At 70.5% G+C, this 14878-nt stretch carries 11 protein-coding genes; 3 read left to right on the top strand and 8 right to left on the bottom strand.

The features are described 5' to 3' along the window. Window positions 1–185: 185 nt before the first annotated feature. The 3 genes from ACTHJJ_RS16980 to ACTHJJ_RS16970 are packed head-to-tail and all read right to left on the bottom strand — an operon-like array spanning window position 186 to window position 1481. The gene (locus ACTHJJ_RS16980; protein ID WP_440304125.1) at window positions 186–683 is read right to left on the bottom strand and encodes a DUF2505 domain-containing protein; all 498 of its coding nucleotides are present in this window, start codon (window positions 681–683) and stop codon (window positions 186–188) included. A 46-nt stretch (window positions 684–729) separates the two neighbouring features. After that, window positions 730–1221 (bottom strand): hypothetical protein, encoded by a 492-nt coding sequence (locus tag ACTHJJ_RS16975; RefSeq protein WP_440304124.1) that lies wholly within the window; start codon window positions 1219–1221, stop codon window positions 730–732. Next, a complete protein-coding gene (locus tag ACTHJJ_RS16970) occupies window positions 1218–1481 on the bottom strand; it encodes a hypothetical protein (protein ID WP_440304123.1) in 264 nt (87 codons plus the stop codon). Before ACTHJJ_RS16970 ends, ACTHJJ_RS16975 begins: the two co-directional genes overlap by 4 nt. A 154-nt stretch (window positions 1482–1635) precedes the next feature. On the opposite strand from ACTHJJ_RS16970, the gene ACTHJJ_RS16965 reads away from it, so the two are divergent. Further along, window positions 1636–6633 carry an NAD-glutamate dehydrogenase gene (locus ACTHJJ_RS16965; RefSeq protein ID WP_440304122.1) on the top strand — a complete coding sequence of 1666 codons (4998 nt, stop codon included), beginning with the start codon at window positions 1636–1638 and terminating at the stop codon, window positions 6631–6633. A 9-nt stretch (window positions 6634–6642) separates the two neighbouring features. Next, on the top strand, window positions 6643–8118 hold the full coding sequence (locus ACTHJJ_RS16960; RefSeq protein WP_440304121.1) for a sensor histidine kinase: 1476 nt from the start codon (window positions 6643–6645) through the stop codon (window positions 8116–8118). Window positions 8119–8195: 77 nt separating this feature from the next. Here ACTHJJ_RS16960 and ACTHJJ_RS16955 read toward each other — a convergent pair whose 3' ends face one another. Beyond that, window positions 8196–8444 carry a WhiB family transcriptional regulator gene (locus tag ACTHJJ_RS16955; protein ID WP_034718985.1) on the bottom strand — a complete coding sequence of 83 codons (249 nt, stop codon included), beginning with the start codon at window positions 8442–8444 and terminating at the stop codon, window positions 8196–8198. A 299-nt stretch (window positions 8445–8743) separates the two neighbouring features. On the opposite strand from ACTHJJ_RS16955, the gene ACTHJJ_RS16950 reads away from it, so the two are divergent. After that, entirely contained in the window at window positions 8744–9181 is a 438-nt protein-coding gene (locus ACTHJJ_RS16950) for a hypothetical protein (RefSeq protein WP_440304120.1), read from the top strand. Here ACTHJJ_RS16950 and ACTHJJ_RS16945 read toward each other — a convergent pair. The 4 genes from ACTHJJ_RS16945 to ACTHJJ_RS16930 all read right to left on the bottom strand — a co-directional run. Continuing rightward, window positions 9174–9842 (bottom strand): GDSL-type esterase/lipase family protein, encoded by a 669-nt coding sequence (locus ACTHJJ_RS16945; RefSeq protein ID WP_440304147.1) that lies wholly within the window; start codon window positions 9840–9842, stop codon window positions 9174–9176. The two genes, ACTHJJ_RS16950 and ACTHJJ_RS16945, sit on opposite strands and share 8 nt — an antisense overlap. A gap of 105 nt (window positions 9843–9947) precedes the next feature. Then, on the bottom strand, window positions 9948–10124 hold the full coding sequence (locus tag ACTHJJ_RS16940; RefSeq protein ID WP_440304119.1) for a DUF6104 family protein: 177 nt from the start codon (window positions 10122–10124) through the stop codon (window positions 9948–9950). A gap of 93 nt (window positions 10125–10217) precedes the next feature. Further along, the gene (locus ACTHJJ_RS16935; protein ID WP_440304118.1) at window positions 10218–14054 is read right to left on the bottom strand and encodes a multifunctional oxoglutarate decarboxylase/oxoglutarate dehydrogenase thiamine pyrophosphate-binding subunit/dihydrolipoyllysine-residue succinyltransferase subunit; all 3837 of its coding nucleotides are present in this window, start codon (window positions 14052–14054) and stop codon (window positions 10218–10220) included. A gap of 158 nt (window positions 14055–14212) precedes the next feature. Further along, window positions 14213–14878: ABC transporter permease (locus tag ACTHJJ_RS16930; RefSeq protein WP_440304117.1), on the bottom strand; the 666-nt coding region annotated here is incomplete at its 5' end.

The raw sequence follows: 14878 nt of genomic DNA, 5'->3' as shown, positions 1-14878 counted from the left end.
TAGTACCTCCAGCCGGACGTGAGGGCCGAGAACGCCCCGTATGTCGCTCAGCCCGCGAGCATCTGCTCGCGGGCTGAGCCGTCTGGTGCCGTTCCCGAGCCGTACGTGTTCGCGGCCCCCAAGGGCGAAGCGGGGCGGTGGAAGGCCGCTGAAGGTCGCTCAGCGGCATACCGGGCGGCGGTGGATCAGCGCTCGCCCGCCAGCCAGGACCGGCCGACCGCACCCTCGCTGCGGATGCCGTCGATGATGGCCGGGGCCGCGGTCTTCTCGATCTTGCCGCCGATCAGCGGCACGGACGCCTTGAGGTCCCCGTCGACGCTCATCCGGGTGCCGGCGCCCGAGGGGGCGAGGCCGAGCTTGGCCCGCAGCGACACGGGCGCGCCGCCCAGCTCCACGATGAGGTCGCCGGTCCGTGTGCCGTCGCCGTTCGCGGCTGCCCACTCGTAGGTCTCCGTGATCGTGAGGCGCGGCCCGATGAGCGACTTGGCGAAGTCGGGCAGGTCCTGGGTCGGCAGGTCGCGCTTCGTGACGACCCGGGTGCCCCCACCGTTCTGGCTGACGGCGACGTCGTGGGACAGCGACCCGACTTCCTCGCATTTGCGGGCCTGGAACCGCTCGTCCGTGAGCATGGCGAACACTTCGTCCGGGGAGGCGGGGTAGTCCACAGTCTCGGAGATCTTCATGGGCCACACGGTATTGCACGGCCGGTGGCCGCCGGGGGGGGGCGTGTCAGCGGCCCCCTTGGCGGGCCCGGGCCGCGATGGACTGCAGCGCCGTCAGGGACGCCTCGAGCTCACGGGTGACCGCAGCGAGGTCGCGGCCCTGGCCGGCGGCGGCGCGGTTCACCAGCTCCTGGACGCGCTCGCGGGCGCGCAGCCGACTCTGGGGATCGACCCTGCTCGGCCCCGGCCGCTCGGTCACCCGCGTGCCGTCGATGTCGAGCTCGTGCCGGGCCGCCTCGTCATCGAGTGCGCGGCGGCGGACCGAACGCTCGACACCACTCGTGACCAGTGCTTGCAGGCCGGCGCCGACCCGGTCGAGCTGGGTGGCGGTCGCGGCGAGCAGCTCCCGCTCGCGAGCGGTCCGCGTCACCCCGGCGCGACGGTTGCCCGGGGCGGGCTCACCAAGCCGTTCGAGGAGCCCCGCGAGGCGGAGAGCGTGGCCCCGCAGCGCGCCGCCCAGGGCGGAGGTGGATGCCGCATCGAGGGGCCCGGGGGTCATCGCCGCACCGCCCGGCCCTCGTCCTCACTGAGGGAGCTGCCCAGCTCGAGCAGCCGCTCCTCGAGCGCGTCCGAGAGTGCCAGCAGGGTGTCCGCGGCCTGCTCCACCCAGGCATCGAGCAGGTGCTGCTCAGCGGGGCTGCCGAGGTCGGGCATGTGCGTGAGCAGCTCCGCCGCGAGCTCACGGGTCAGGGATCGCCCCTCGCCCAGGGCCTGCACGACCGGCGTGGGAACCCGCCGCGCACGATCCGCACTGCCCATGAGAACCACTCTAGACAGGCCCGCCCCCCACCCCCCGAAGTTCTCCACCGGGTGCCGATTCGGGGTTGCCGCCGCTCAGGGCTAGGCTCGCTGCAGATGCACGGCACGAAGAGGTGCCGGCACGTCTAGCGCGCGAAGGAATCGATCCGCCGACATGTCTGTGTCACTCGACAGCTCTCGCAATGACGTCCTCCGGGCTGCTGCGGCGGCCCCCCTGCCGGGCAACGGCGAGGCGAGTGGGGGAGGGTCCGACGGCCGAGGACGGACCGGCCGGTCCGACTACCTGGCCGCGTTCTACCGCCACGTGGCGACCGAGGACCTCCTGGCGCGCGACCCCGCGGAGCTTGCCGCGATCGCGGCCTCCCAGCGACGGCTCGCACTCGAGCGGCCCGACGGCACCGTGAACGTGCGGGTGTTCAACCCCGCGCGTGACCGGGACGGCTGGGACAGCCCGCTCACCGCGGTCGAGATCGTCATCGACGACATGCCCTTCCTGGTCGACTCGGCGCTTGCCGCGCTAGGTGGTTTCGACCGCGGGGTGCACATCATCATCCACCCGCAGATGTCCGTGCGGCGTTCGGTGACCGGCGGCCTCGAGCAGGTCGTCACCGACACGACCGAGGGGGAGGCCCCCGCGACCGGCGTCATGCACGAGTCGTGGATGCACCTCGAGATCGACCGTCTCCCGGAGGCCGGCCTGGCCGAGGTCGAGGGACGCCTGCGCGAGGTGCTGGACGACGTGCGGGACTCCGTCGAGGACTGGCCGAAGATGCGGGCGCACGCCCTCGCCGTCGCCGCCGAGCTCAAGGCGTCCGCGCCTCCCGGCACCGATGCCCAGGAGGCCCGCGAGGCCGGGCGGTTCCTCGAGTGGCTAGCCCACAACAACTTCACCTTCCTCGGCTACCGCGAGTACTCCCTGCACCGCGAGGACGGGCAGGACGTCTCCCGGTCGGTCCCGGGGACCGGACTCGGCATCCTTCGCTACGACCGGCCCCAGGCGGCCGGGCACGTGCTCACCCAGGCCGCCAGCCGGGCAGCGCGCGACTCCGCCATCCTCATCATCACCAAGGCGAACTCCCGGGCGACGGTGCACCGCGACGCCTACCTCGACTACGTCGCCGTGAAGAAGTTCGACGCCGCTGGGGAGTGCATCGGCGAGCAGCGCTTCCTCGGGCTCTACGCGTCGGCGGCCTACAACGACACCATCCAGGACATCCCCCTGCTCGACGTGCGGGCCCAGCAGGTGCTGCGGCTCACCGGCCTCTCGGCGGACAGCCACTCGGGCAAGGACATCCTCCAGATCCTCGAGACCTACCCCCGTGACGAGCTCTTCCAGACGAGCGCGCCGAAGCTCGCCGAGATCGCGACGAGCGTGCTGCACCTGCAGGAGCGGCGCAAGACGAAGCTGTTCCTGCGTCGCGACGACTTCGGACGCTTCATGTCATGCCTCGTCTACATGCCCCGCGACCGCTACAACACCGCCGTCCGGCTCCGCATCGAGGCGATCCTGCTCGACGCGTTCGACGGGCAGAACATCGACTTCACGACCCGGGTGGGCGAGTCGAGCCTCGCGCGCCTGCACTTCGTCGTCCGGATGGCGGGCGGCCACGAGATCCCGGACGTCGACGAGGCGGCCCTGGAGCAGCGCGTCATCGACGCGACCCGGACCTGGGACGAGGACCTCTCGGACGCCCTCAGCGACGCTCGGGGCCTCGAGGGCGGCGCACAGGCCATGGCGGCCTACGCGAAGGCGCTTCCCGAGGCGTACAAGGAGGACTTCGACGTCGCGACCGCCGTTCGCGACCTCGAGCGCATCGAGGCGCTCGGCGACTCCATGGACGCGACGGCCCTGCACCTCTACGACGACGACTCCTGCGGACCGGCCGAGCGGCGCTTCAAGCTCTACCGTCGCGGCGAGCTGTCGCTCACAGAGGCACTGCCGATGTTCACCCACCTCGGCCTCGAGGTGGTCGACGAGCGGCCCTACCAGCTCCAGCTGCCCTTCGGTCGGGGCCTGCACATCTACGACTTCGGTCTCCGGGCCGACGACCCCGCCAAGTGGGGCAGCGGGCCGCGGCGTGACGAGGTCAGCAGGCACTTCGAGGCCGCCGTCCGGGCAGTGTGGGACGGTGTCGTCGAGTCCGACGGCTTCAACGCGCTCGTCCTGGCCGCCGACCTCACCTGGCGGCAGGTGGTCATCCTCCGCGCGGTGGCGAAGTACCTCCGGCAGACCGGCTCGACGTTCTCGCAGGACTACCTCGAGACGGCGCTCGTCGCCAACGCGGGGATCGCTCGAGACCTCGTCGAGCTGTTCGAGGCCCGCTTCGACCCGGACGCCTTCAGTGACTCCGAGGGCGGCCGCGCCGAGCGTCAGGAGCGCCAAGACGCCATCGTGGGCCGGGTCAAGGAGGCGCTCGGCGGCGTGGCCAGCCTCGACCAGGACCGCATCATCAGGGCGTTCCTCGGGGTGATCGTCGCGAGCCTGCGCACGAACTACTACCAGCGCGACGAGGCCGGCGAGGCCAAGTCGTACGTCTCGATCAAGCTGAACCCCAAGGCGATCCCGGACCTGCCGGCACCGCGTCCGATGTTCGAGGTGTGGGTCTATGGACCCCGCGTCGAGGGTGTGCACCTTCGGTTCGGCAAGGTGGCCCGAGGCGGACTGCGCTGGTCGGACCGCCGCGAGGACTTCCGCACCGAGATCCTCGGCCTCGTCAAGGCCCAGATGGTCAAGAACGCCGTGATCGTGCCGACCGGCTCGAAGGGCGGCTTCTTCGCCAAGCAGCTGCCAGACCCGACCGTGGACCGCGCGGGGTGGCTCGACGAGGGCATCGCCGCCTACCAGATGTTCATCTCAGGCCTGCTCGACGTGACCGACAACCTCGTCGACGGGACGCCGGTGCCGCCGGAGCGGGTCGTGCGGCACGACGAGGACGACACCTACCTGGTCGTCGCCGCCGACAAGGGGACCGCCAAGTTCTCCGACATCGCCAACGCGAAGTCCGCCGAGTACGGCTTCTGGCTCGATGACGCCTTCGCCTCCGGAGGGTCGGCAGGCTACGACCACAAGGCGATGGGCATCACCGCACGAGGTGCCTGGGAGTCGGTGAAGCGGCACTTCCGCGAGATGGGTGTCGACACGCAGACCGAGGACTTCACCGTGGTCGGCATCGGCGACATGAGCGGTGACGTCTTCGGCAACGGGATGCTGCTGTCAGAGCACATCCGCCTCGTGGCCGCCTTCGACCACCGGCACATCTTTGTCGACCCAGACCCGGACGCGGCGACCTCGTACGCCGAGCGGCATAGGCTGTTCGAGCTGCCCGGGTCGTCGTGGCGCGACTACGACGAGCAGCTGATCTCGGAGGGCGGCGGGGTCTTCGACCGCACCGCCAAGTCGGTGCCGGTCTCCGCGCAGATGGCCGCAGCGCTCGGGCTGCCGAACGACACCGCGTCGCTCACCCCGGCGGAGCTGATGCGGGCCATCCTGGAGGCCCCCGTCGACCTGCTCTGGAACGGTGGCATCGGCACCTACGTCAAGGCGTCCTCGGAGACCAACGGCGAGATCGGCGATCGTGCCAACGACAGCATCCGCATCAACGGCGCCGACCTCCGGTGCAAGGTCGTGGGCGAAGGCGGCAACCTCGGGATGAGCCAGCTCGGCCGGATCGAGGCCGCGCTCGCCGGGGTCCGCGTCAACACCGACGCCATCGACAACTCGGCCGGGGTCGACACGTCCGACCACGAGGTCAACATCAAGATCGCCCTCGGCGGCCCCGTCCGCAGCGGGCAGCTGTCGATGGAGCGGCGCAACGAGCTGCTCGCGTCGATGACCGGGGAGGTCGCGGCCCAGGTGCTGCGAGACAACTACGAGCAGAACGTCTTGCTGGGCAACGCCCGGGCCCAGCAGCATTCGATGCTCACGGTGCACGAGCGGCTCATCCAGTTCCTCACCGAGGAGGGCGACCTCGACCGGGCGCTCGAGTTCCTGCCCACCGACGCCGAGATCGCGCGGCGGCAGAAGGACGGGGTCGGCCTCGTCTCACCGGAGTTCGCCGTCCTCGTCGCCTACGCGAAGCTCTACCTCAAGAGCCAGGTCGGCGCCTCGTCCCTCCCCGACGACCCATTCTTCGCCCAGACGCTGCACCGGTACTTCCCGGAGCCACTGCGCCAGGCCTACGCGGGCGCCATCGACGAGCACCCGCTGCGCCGGGAGATCATCACCAACTCCATCGTCAACTCCATGGTGAACCGAGGGGGCATCACCTTCGCCTTCCGTGCCACCGAGGAGACCGGCGCGACGCCGGAGCAGGTGGCCCGGGCCTACGTCGTCTGCCGCGAGATCTTCGACCTGCCCCGTTACGTCGACGCGGTGGAGGCAACCGACAACGTGGTGCCCACCGAGGCCCAGACCGTCCTCTACCTCGAGTTCCGGCGGCTCGTCGACCGTGCCGTGCGCTGGTTCCTCACGAACCGGCCCGGCGACTTCGACATCGTCGCCCAGCTCGAGCGCTTCAAGCCCGGTGTGCAGCAGTACGGCCGGCGGATGGCGGACCTGCTCCAGGGGGCCGAGCGGGAGCGGCTGCTGCACCGGGCCGCGGAGCTCGAGGGAGCCGGGGTGCCGGCAGAGCTGGCCCTCGAGGCGGCCTCGCTGCTGGACCGCTACTCGCTGCTCGACTGCATCGAGACGGCTGCCGAGACCGGTGAGGAGCTCGCCGACGTCGTCGGGACCTACTTCCGCCTCTCCGAGAGCTTCTCGATCGACGCGATGCTGTCCCGGGTCACCAGGCTGCCCAGGGAGAACCGCTGGGACGCCATGGCCCGCGGCGCCCTGCGGGACGACCTCTACTCGGTCCTCATCGCCCTCACGGGGTCCGCCCTCGAGGTGAGCGACCGCGGCAAGGCCCCGGCCGAGCGCGTCGAGCAGTGGTTCGCGCTCAACGCGGAGGCCCTGCGCCGCGCCCAGACCTCCCTGGCGGCGATCGACCGGATGACGCACCCGGGCATTGCCGCGCTCTCTGTGGCTTTGCGGACGCTCCGGACGGTGACGCGGCCCGCAGGCGCCGGTCTCGCGTCAGCCGCGGCGACGCAGGCTGCCGGGACGGGCTCTGCGGATGGGACGGGAGCGGAGGCGGCCACGACCGGGGCATAGGCTCTCGCCGTGGCCACCCTGTCCGAGCTCCTTCGCGCAAGGACCGAGCTGTCCGACCCGGACATCGAGTGGTTGCACCTGCTCGTGGGCGACTGGCAGCTGATCGCGGACCTCTCCTTCGCCGACCTCGTCCTCTGGGTGCGCTCGGTCGACGACCAGTGGGAGGCGGTCGCGCACGTCCGTCCCACGACGGGCCAGCTCGTCTTCGTCGAGGACCAGGTGGGACGGGTTGCCGACCTCGGACGCACCGCGACGCTGCTCAGCGAGGCGGCGGCCGACCGGCGCAATGTCCGGGTCCGGCAGGCCGCGGCGGGTCCGGAGGAGACGATCCGCGAGGAGTTCATCCCCGTCATCCGTGAGGACCACGTCGTCGCGGTCATGACGCGCCATACGAACCTCTGGACCACGCGCACCCCCAGCCGTCTCGAGATCACCTACCTCGCGACCGCGGACGCATTGTGCCGGATGGTGACCGGCGGCGAGTTCCCCCATCCGGGCGCGCCCACGGGCGTGCGCCGTGGTGCGCCTCGGGTGGGCGACGGGGTCATCCGACTCGACGTCGACGGGGTCGTCACCTATGCGAGTCCCAACGCCGTGTCGGCCCTCCACCGGCTGGGGCACCTCGGAGAGGTTGTCGGTGCGAGCCTGGCCCAGGTCGTCACCGACAACCTGCGCGAGAACTACCCGGTCGACGAGGGCCTCCCGCTCGTCGTGACCGGCCGGCAGCCGTGGCGGACCGAGGTGGTCGCCGGCGGGACGACGGTGTCGATGCGGGCGATCCCGCTGACGGAGTCGGGCCAGCGGTTCGGGGCGATCGTGCTCCTGCGGGACGTCGGGGAGCTGCGGCGCCGCGAGCGCGAGCTGATGACCAAGGACGCGACCATCCGGGAGATCCACCACCGCGTGAAGAACAACCTGCAGTCCGTCGCCGCCCTGCTGCGCCTCCAGGCCAGGCGGGTCCCCGCGGGGGAGGCGAGGGCGGCGCTCGAGGAAGCGGAGCGACGGGTCGGCACGATCGCGATGGTCCACGACCAGCTGAGCCAGGGCTTCGACGAGACCGTCGACTTCGACCCCATCGCCGAGCGCGGGCTACGGGCCGTCGTCGAGGTGGCCGCCAACGGTGCTGCCGTGAGGACCGACATGGAAGGCAGCTTCGGGTCCCTGCGGGCCGAGGACGCGACCTCGATGGCGATGATCCTCAGTGAGCTCGTCCAGAACGCGATCGAACACGGTCTGGGTGGCGCCGGTGGCCTCGTCAGGGTCCGCGTCCAGCGCACCGCCGACGACCGTGGTCAGCCGATGATCGTCGTCGCGGTCGAAGACGACGGGCGGGGCATCGACCCCTCGCGGCCGCCGGGCTCGGGCCTCGGCACGCAGATCGTCCAGTCCCTCGTGGCGGACCTGCAGGGGCGGATCAGCTGGGAGCCGGTCGTGCCGCACGGGACCCGGGCCCGCTTCACGGCGAGCCTGCGGCCGCTGACCTGAGCAGCTGACCTGAGCATCGGCCCTGAGACAGACAAAAGCCCGGCGAGACGACTCGCCGGGCTCAGGGTCGACGTGGGTCAACCGGCCCGTCGTGCTCGGGCGTTGCGACGCTTCAGCGCACGCCGCTCATCCTCGGACAGGCCACCCCAGACACCGGCGTCCTGACCGGTCTCGAGGGCCCACTTGAGACAGATGTCGATGACCGGACAGGTCCGGCAGACCGCCTTCGCCTCTTCGATCTGTGCGATGGCCGGACCCGTGTTCCCGATGGGGAAGAACAGTTCCGGATCGGCATCCAGGCAGGCAGCGCGGTCGCGCCAATCCATATGGATCGTGCTCCTTCGTGATGTGTCGGCACCGCCTGAATCGAGGCGATGCGGTTGGGGCGCCAGCGTCATTGTCGGAGCCAAGATCATGGTCGGGCCGTGGGGGTTTCCCCCTGCCCAACGCAAACGCGCACGAAGGTGTTCCGTACGCGTCCGCGACAACCAAGTGTGACGCCCAATCCGGCCCTGACTCAATAGGTGGGAGGCAGTTCACACAAGACGTTGATGTTACCCGCAGCCCTGTTCGCGGTCCAGAGGCCACGGCGGGGTCATTTGGTCGGGCAAGTACGCTGGGCGCCGTGACATCCCCGGTACCGGAGCAGCACGACGGATCCTCGGCGACCGCCCGCCGGGTGGCCGCGCTCGTCATGGTCCTGCAAGCGCTCGTCCTCCTCGGCTACTTCGCGTTCTTCGTCTACGAGATCGTGCAGGGGGCCGCCGACGGCATGGCGCTCGCCGGGACGTTGAGCGGCCTGATCCTGATCTTCTCGATCCTCAGTGGCGTGCTCGGCCAGGGTTGGCTCCGTGGGGCGCGCTGGCCGCGGACCCCGACGATCCTCTGGAACGTGCTGCTGCTGCCCGTGGCGTGGTCCCTCCACGACGCGGGACACAGTCCGCTCGGCATCGGTGTGGGCGTGCTGGCGCTCGCAGGGATCCTCGCGGCCGCGATGGCCGGGGCCGGCGACACACGCCGGGACGACGACACGCGCCGGGACGGCGCGGACGAGGTCAGCTGATCTGGAGCCAGTCGTTCCAGCCGTTGTGCAGGACGAGCCAGGCGATCAGGCCGTAGCCGGCCTGGCCGGGATGCGCCCGGTCCGGACTGGCCGCGAGGTCGGCCATCCACTGGTCGTGCCCGACGAGGGGGCGGAAGCAGTCGACGTAGGTGATGCCGCGCCGCCCGCACACGTCCGCCTGTGCCTGCGCCAGCGCCTCGACCCGGCGGTTGACCTCAGGGTCGAGAGTCGGCGTGAGACCGACGACGAAGACGGCGATGCCGGCTCCCTTGGCCTCGTCGAGGACGTTGGCGAGGTTGAGCCGGGACCGCGCCATGGTGACGCCCGTGAGGACGTCGTTCATGCCCACGGACAGCACGAGCCGCTTCTCCGACCGGCCCTTCCAGCGGGGGTGGCACTCGGCGGCCCAGCGCGCGACGATGTCGGCCGACGTGTCGCCGCGCACACCGAGGTTGTATGCCGTGAGGTCGAGGTCGGGGTGCTGGGTGCGGGCGACGACGCGCCCGACCCAGCCCAGGCCCTTCGGGTCGCCGTATCCAGCCGTCTGCGAGGCGCCGAGGAACACCATCCCGATATCGCGGACGCCATCGGCGACACTGAACTCGACGCTGGGGGTGAAGTAGGTCTCCTCGCCCGGGGCGGGCGGCGGCTCGGTGCTCATCTGTCGGGTCCCACTGTCCGTGAACTGCACATGCTGCGAGGGGTAGGCGGGGCCGACCCCGTATGACGGGCGCTCGTGCTGGGGGGTCTGCTGCGGGGTCACTGCTCAGTCCTCGTCGTCATCCAGTCGGGCGAGCCAGGTGGCGAGACGGTCGATGGGCACCTCGAACTCCGGGTTGAGGTCGACGAACGTGCGCAGCTGGTCCGCGAGCCAGCCGAGGCTCACCTCCTCCTCGCCGCGCCGCTCCGCGAGCTCTTCGATGCCCCGATCCGTGAAGTACACGTGTGGAGGTTATCGCGCGCATGCGCCGGCCTGCGGGAGGCCCGGCGCACGCGCCGCGGCGGCGGGGCCGGTCTCCCGGCCCCACCAGGCGCGTCAGTGCGCGAATGCGCGGTCCATCAACGCGGCCTGCTCCGCAGCGTGCTTCTTCGAGGAGCCGGTCGCGGGGGAGGCCGAGGCCTTGCGGGCCACGACGCGCAGCGGCCGGGTCTCGCCGAGCTCGCTGAGGTCCTCATGGAGCCACTGCGCCATGAGCGGCCACGCGCCCTGGTTGCGCGGCTCGTCCTGCACCCAGACCAGCTCGGCGTTGGGGTACTGCGACGCGGCCTGCCTGATCTCCTCGACCGGGATCGGGTAGAGCCGCTCGACGCGGATGATGGCCACCTTGTCGTCGCCCCGCTTCTCGCGCTCCGCCTCGAGCTCGTGGACGATCTTGCCCGAGCAGAGGAGGACACGCTCGACCTGGTCCGACGGCGGACGCGTGTCGGGCAGGACCGGCCGGAAACCACCCTGCGTGAAGTCCTCCACCGGGCTCGCCGCGGCCTTGCTCCGCAGCATCGACTTCGGCGTGAAGACGACGAGCGGCACCCGCGGACGGGCGTAGGCCTGCCGGCGCAGCAGGTGGAAGTAGGACGCCGCGGTCGACGGGTAGGCGACCGTCATGTTGTTCTCGGCGCAGAGCTGCAGGTAGCGCTCGATCCGGGCGGACGAGTGGTCCGGGCCCTGGCCCTCGTAGCCGTGCGGCAGGAGGAGCACGACCGAGGAGCGCTGGCCCCACTTCTGCTCGGAGCTGCTGATGAACTCGTCGACGATCGTCTGCGCGCCGTTGGCGAAGTCACCGAACTGCGCCTCCCACAGCACGAGGGCGTCGGGACGCTCGACGGAGTAGCCGTACTCGAAGCCCATCGCCGCGTACTCCGACAGCAGCGAGTCGTACACCCAGAACCGGGCCTGGCCCTCGCCCAGGTAGAGCAGGGGCGTCCACTCCTCGCCGGAGTTCTTGTCGATCAGCACCGCGTGCCGCTGCACGAAGGTGCCGCGCCGGCTGTCCTGCCCGGCGAGGCGCACCGGGGTGCCCTCCTTGAGGAGGGTGCCGAAGGCGAGCAGCTCGGCCATGGGCCAGTCGATGCCGCCCTCGTGGACCATGGCGGCGCGCCGGTCCATGAGCTGCTTGAGCTTCGGGTGGATCGTGAAGCCGTCGGGCGGGTTGTTGAAGGTCTCGCCGATCTTGACGATCTCCGCGGCCGGAACCCCGGTCTGCGTCGAGGACCGGACCGGGGCACGGTCGTCGAGCACCTGCGCCGTCGGCTTCTCGAGGCCGGCGTTGTCGGGGGCGTCCGAGGCGCCGCCCGCCGGCAGCGACTCCTGCTCCTTGGTCGCCTCGCGGGTCTCGACGAAGACCCGCTCGAGCTGCTGCTGGTAGTCACGCAGCGCGGCCTCGGCGTCGTCGACCCCGATGTCGCCGCGCCCGATGAGCGACTCGGTGTAGAGCTTGCGCACCGAGCGCTTGGCCTCGATGAGGTTGTACATCAGCGGCTGGGTCATCGACGGGTCGTCGCCCTCGTTGTGCCCGCGCCGGCGGTAGCAGACCATGTCGATGACGACGTCCTTGTTGAACGTCTGCCGGAACTCGTAGGCGAGCTCCGCGACCCGCACGCAGGCCTCCGGGTCGTCGCCGTTGACGTGGAAGATCGGGGCTTGGATCATCCGCGCCACGTCGGTCGAGTAGACCGAGGAGCGCGACGAGCTCGGGGACGTCGTGAAGCCGACCTGGTTGTTGATGACGACGTGGACCGTGCCGCCCGTGCGGTAACCGCGCAGCTGGGAGAGGTTGAGCGTCTCGGCGACGACCCCCTGCCCGGCGAACGCCGCGTCACCGTGGAGCAGCACCGGCATGACCGTGAAGTCCTCGCCGGCGAGGTTGAGCCGGTCCTGCTTGGCCCGCACGATGCCCTCGAGGACCGGGTTGACGGCCTCGAGGTGCGAGGGGTTGGCCGCGATGTACACCTTGGTCATCGCGCCGTCCTCGGCGACGAACTTGCCCTCGGTGCCGAGGTGGTACTTCACGTCGCCCGAGCCCTGCACAGAACGCGGGTCCTGCTTGCCTTCGAACTCGCGGAAGATCTGCCCGTAGGACTTGCCGGCGATGTTCGCGAGGACGTTGAGGCGGCCACGGTGCGGCATGCCGATGCAGACCTCGTCGAGGCCGTCGGCCGCGGCCCGGCAGAGGATCCGGTCGAGCAGCGCGATGACCGACTCGCCGCCCTCGAGGGAGAAGCGCTTCTGCCCGACGAACTTCGTCTGCAGGAAGGTCTCGAAGGCCTCCGCCGCGTTGAGCCGGCGCAGGATGCGCATCTGCTCGTCGCTGGTGATCTTCTTGTAGGGGACCTCGACCTTGTCCTGGATCCACTTGCGCTGCTCGGGGTCCTGGATGTGCATGTACTCGATGCCGACGGTGCGGCAGTAGGAGTCCCGCAGGATGCCGAGGATCTTGCGCAGCTTGAGGAACGGCGCGCCGCCGAACCCTCCGGTCGCGAAGCTGCGCTCGAGGTCCCAGAGGGTCAGCCCGTGCGTGGTGATGTCGAGGTCGGGGTGCCGGCGCTGCTTGTACTCCAGCGGGTCCGTGTCGGCCATGAGGTGGCCGCGGACGCGGTAGGCGTGGATGAGCTCCTGGACGCGCGCGACCTTGTTGATGTCGTCGTCGTGCGACGAGTCGATGTCCTGGATCCAGCGCACCGGCTCGTAAGGGATCCGCAGCGAGGCGAAGATCTCGTCGTAGAAGCCGTCCTCGCCGAGGAGGAGCTGGTGGATGATCCGCAGGAAGTCGCCGCTCTGGGCGCCCTGGATGATCCGGTGGTCGTACGTCGAGGTGAGCGTGAGGATCTTGCTGACCGCGTTGCGGTTCAGCGTCTCGTTGCTGGCGCCCTGCCACTCCGCGGGGTACTCGAGCGCTCCGACACCGATGATCGTGCCCTGGCCCTGCATGAGGCGGGGCACGGAGTGCACCGTGCCGATGCCGCCCGGGTTGGTCAGGGAGATGGTCGTGCCCTGGAAGTCCTCGATCGTCAGCTTGTTGCCGCGCGCCTTGCGGACGATCTCCTCGTAGGCGGCCCAGAAGTGGACGAAGTCCAGCGTCTCCGCCGCCTTGATCGACGGGACCACGAGCGTCCGGCTGCCGTCGTCCTTCTTGAGGTCGATGGCGAGGCCGAAGTTGACGTGGGCCGGCTGGACGACCGCCGGCTTGCCGTCCTGCTCGACGAAGCTGTGGTTCATCTCCGGCATCTTCTGCAGCGCCTTGACCATGGCGAAGCCGATGAGGTGCGTGAAGGAGACCTTGCCGCCGCGGGCTCGGGCGAGGTGGTTGTTGATCACGACGCGGTTGTCGATCAGCAGCTTGGCCGGCACGCTGCGCACGCTCGTCGCGGTGGGGACCTCGAGCGAGGCGTTCATGTTCGTGACGACACGAGCCGGGGCGCCACGCAGCGGCTGGACGACGTCGGCGCGCTCGTCGCTCTGCGTGGCGGCGGCCTTGGCGGGAGCGGCCTTGGCGGGAGCGGGCGTGGCGGGAGCGGGCGTGGCGGGAGCGGGCGTGGCGGGAGCGGGCGTGGCGGGAGCGGCCTGGGCCGGTGCCGACTTCGCCGGGGCCGGAACCGGGGCGGGCTGAGTCGGAGCGGCCTGCCGCTGTGGTGCGGCCGACGCGGGCGCGGGGGTGGACGCGGCGGGAGCCGGAGCAGTCGGCTGCGCAGCGGTGCCCGTGGGCGCGTTGGAGCCATTGCCCTCTGCGCTGCCCGGCTTGTAGTCCTCGAAGAAGGCCCACCAAGCACGGTCTACGGAATTCCGGTCCGAAAGGTACTGCTGGTACAGCTCGTCGACGAGCCATTCATTCGGCCCGAATGCTGCCATCGGGTCGTTGGACGTGGACTGCTCGGACACGGCGATTGCGCCTCTTTCGTTACCGGGTGGCGGATATGCGCCCAAGCCTAGCCCGCCGCCGACGCACTCGCTGACCCGCTCACCGTCGCCGCGCGGAGCGGCTCCGGCGGGTCATGCAGCCGCCGTCCGGAGCCCATCGACCGGCCGGTGGGACCCGTTCAGGAGATGTCGGCGCGCACTGTCCGCCACGTGCCGATCCCGGCCATGACAGCGGCATACGCCATGAGCACGAGCGCCCCGGCCCACCAGCTCAGCTGGCCCACCGGCTGACCGTTGAAGCCGGTGCTCATCGTCCCGAGCGTCGCGGTCGTCGCCTGGCTCGGGAGGTATGGCGTGATGTGCTCGCCCCACGAGACGATGCCGAGGACGGCGGCGAGGATCGGCTCGACGATCCACGCCACACCGATCGAGATGAGCAGGGCGGCCACCTGGTTCGGGATGAGGATGCCCGCGCCGAGACCGATGAGCGCCCACAGCCCGAGGACGAGCAGGGACAGCGCGAGGGTGCGCCAGATCGACGCGTCGCCGAAGGCGCTGTGACCCCGCACCGTCAGGATGATCGCGCCCGCGAGGACGGACCCGACCAGCGAGATGATGCCGTAGAAGGCGCCGACGCCGAGGAGCGTGATGATCTTGGCGCCCATGACCCGGCCGCGGCGCGGGGTGCCGAGGAAGGTGGACGTGATGGTCTTGTGGCGGTACTCGGACCCGATCATCATGATCCCGATCGCGAGCGTCAGCAGGTAGCCGATCTGGATGCCACCGGTGTAGACGGACCGCGCGAGGTCGGCATCCGTCCGGGGGAGCGCCCCGGCCGCCTGACC

Origin of the sequence: Intrasporangium sp., assembly GCF_051961875.1 — a bacterium.
Taxonomy (GTDB): Bacteria; Actinomycetota; Actinomycetes; order Actinomycetales; family Dermatophilaceae; genus Intrasporangium_A.
The sequence above is the reverse complement of the archived record's forward strand: the minus strand, read 5'-3'. Positions and strand labels throughout refer to the sequence as shown.

Bases quoted from the DNA above. Each gene is read 5' to 3' on its own strand.
- ACTHJJ_RS16955 (WP_034718985.1), bottom strand. From the start codon at position 8,444: ATGGATTGGCGCGACCGCGCTGCCTGCCTGGATGCCGATCCGGAACTG.
- ACTHJJ_RS16980 (WP_440304125.1), bottom strand. From the start codon at position 683: ATGAAGATCTCCGAGACTGTGGACTACCCCGCCTCCCCGGACGAAGTG.
- ACTHJJ_RS16970 (WP_440304123.1), bottom strand. From the start codon at position 1,481: ATGGGCAGTGCGGATCGTGCGCGGCGGGTTCCCACGCCGGTCGTGCAG.
- ACTHJJ_RS16965 (WP_440304122.1), top strand. From the start codon at position 1,636: ATGTCTGTGTCACTCGACAGCTCTCGCAATGACGTCCTCCGGGCTGCT.
- ACTHJJ_RS16945 (WP_440304147.1), bottom strand. From the start codon at position 9,842: ATGAGCACCGAGCCGCCGCCCGCCCCGGGCGAGGAGACCTACTTCACC.
- ACTHJJ_RS16975 (WP_440304124.1), bottom strand. From the start codon at position 1,221: ATGACCCCCGGGCCCCTCGATGCGGCATCCACCTCCGCCCTGGGCGGC.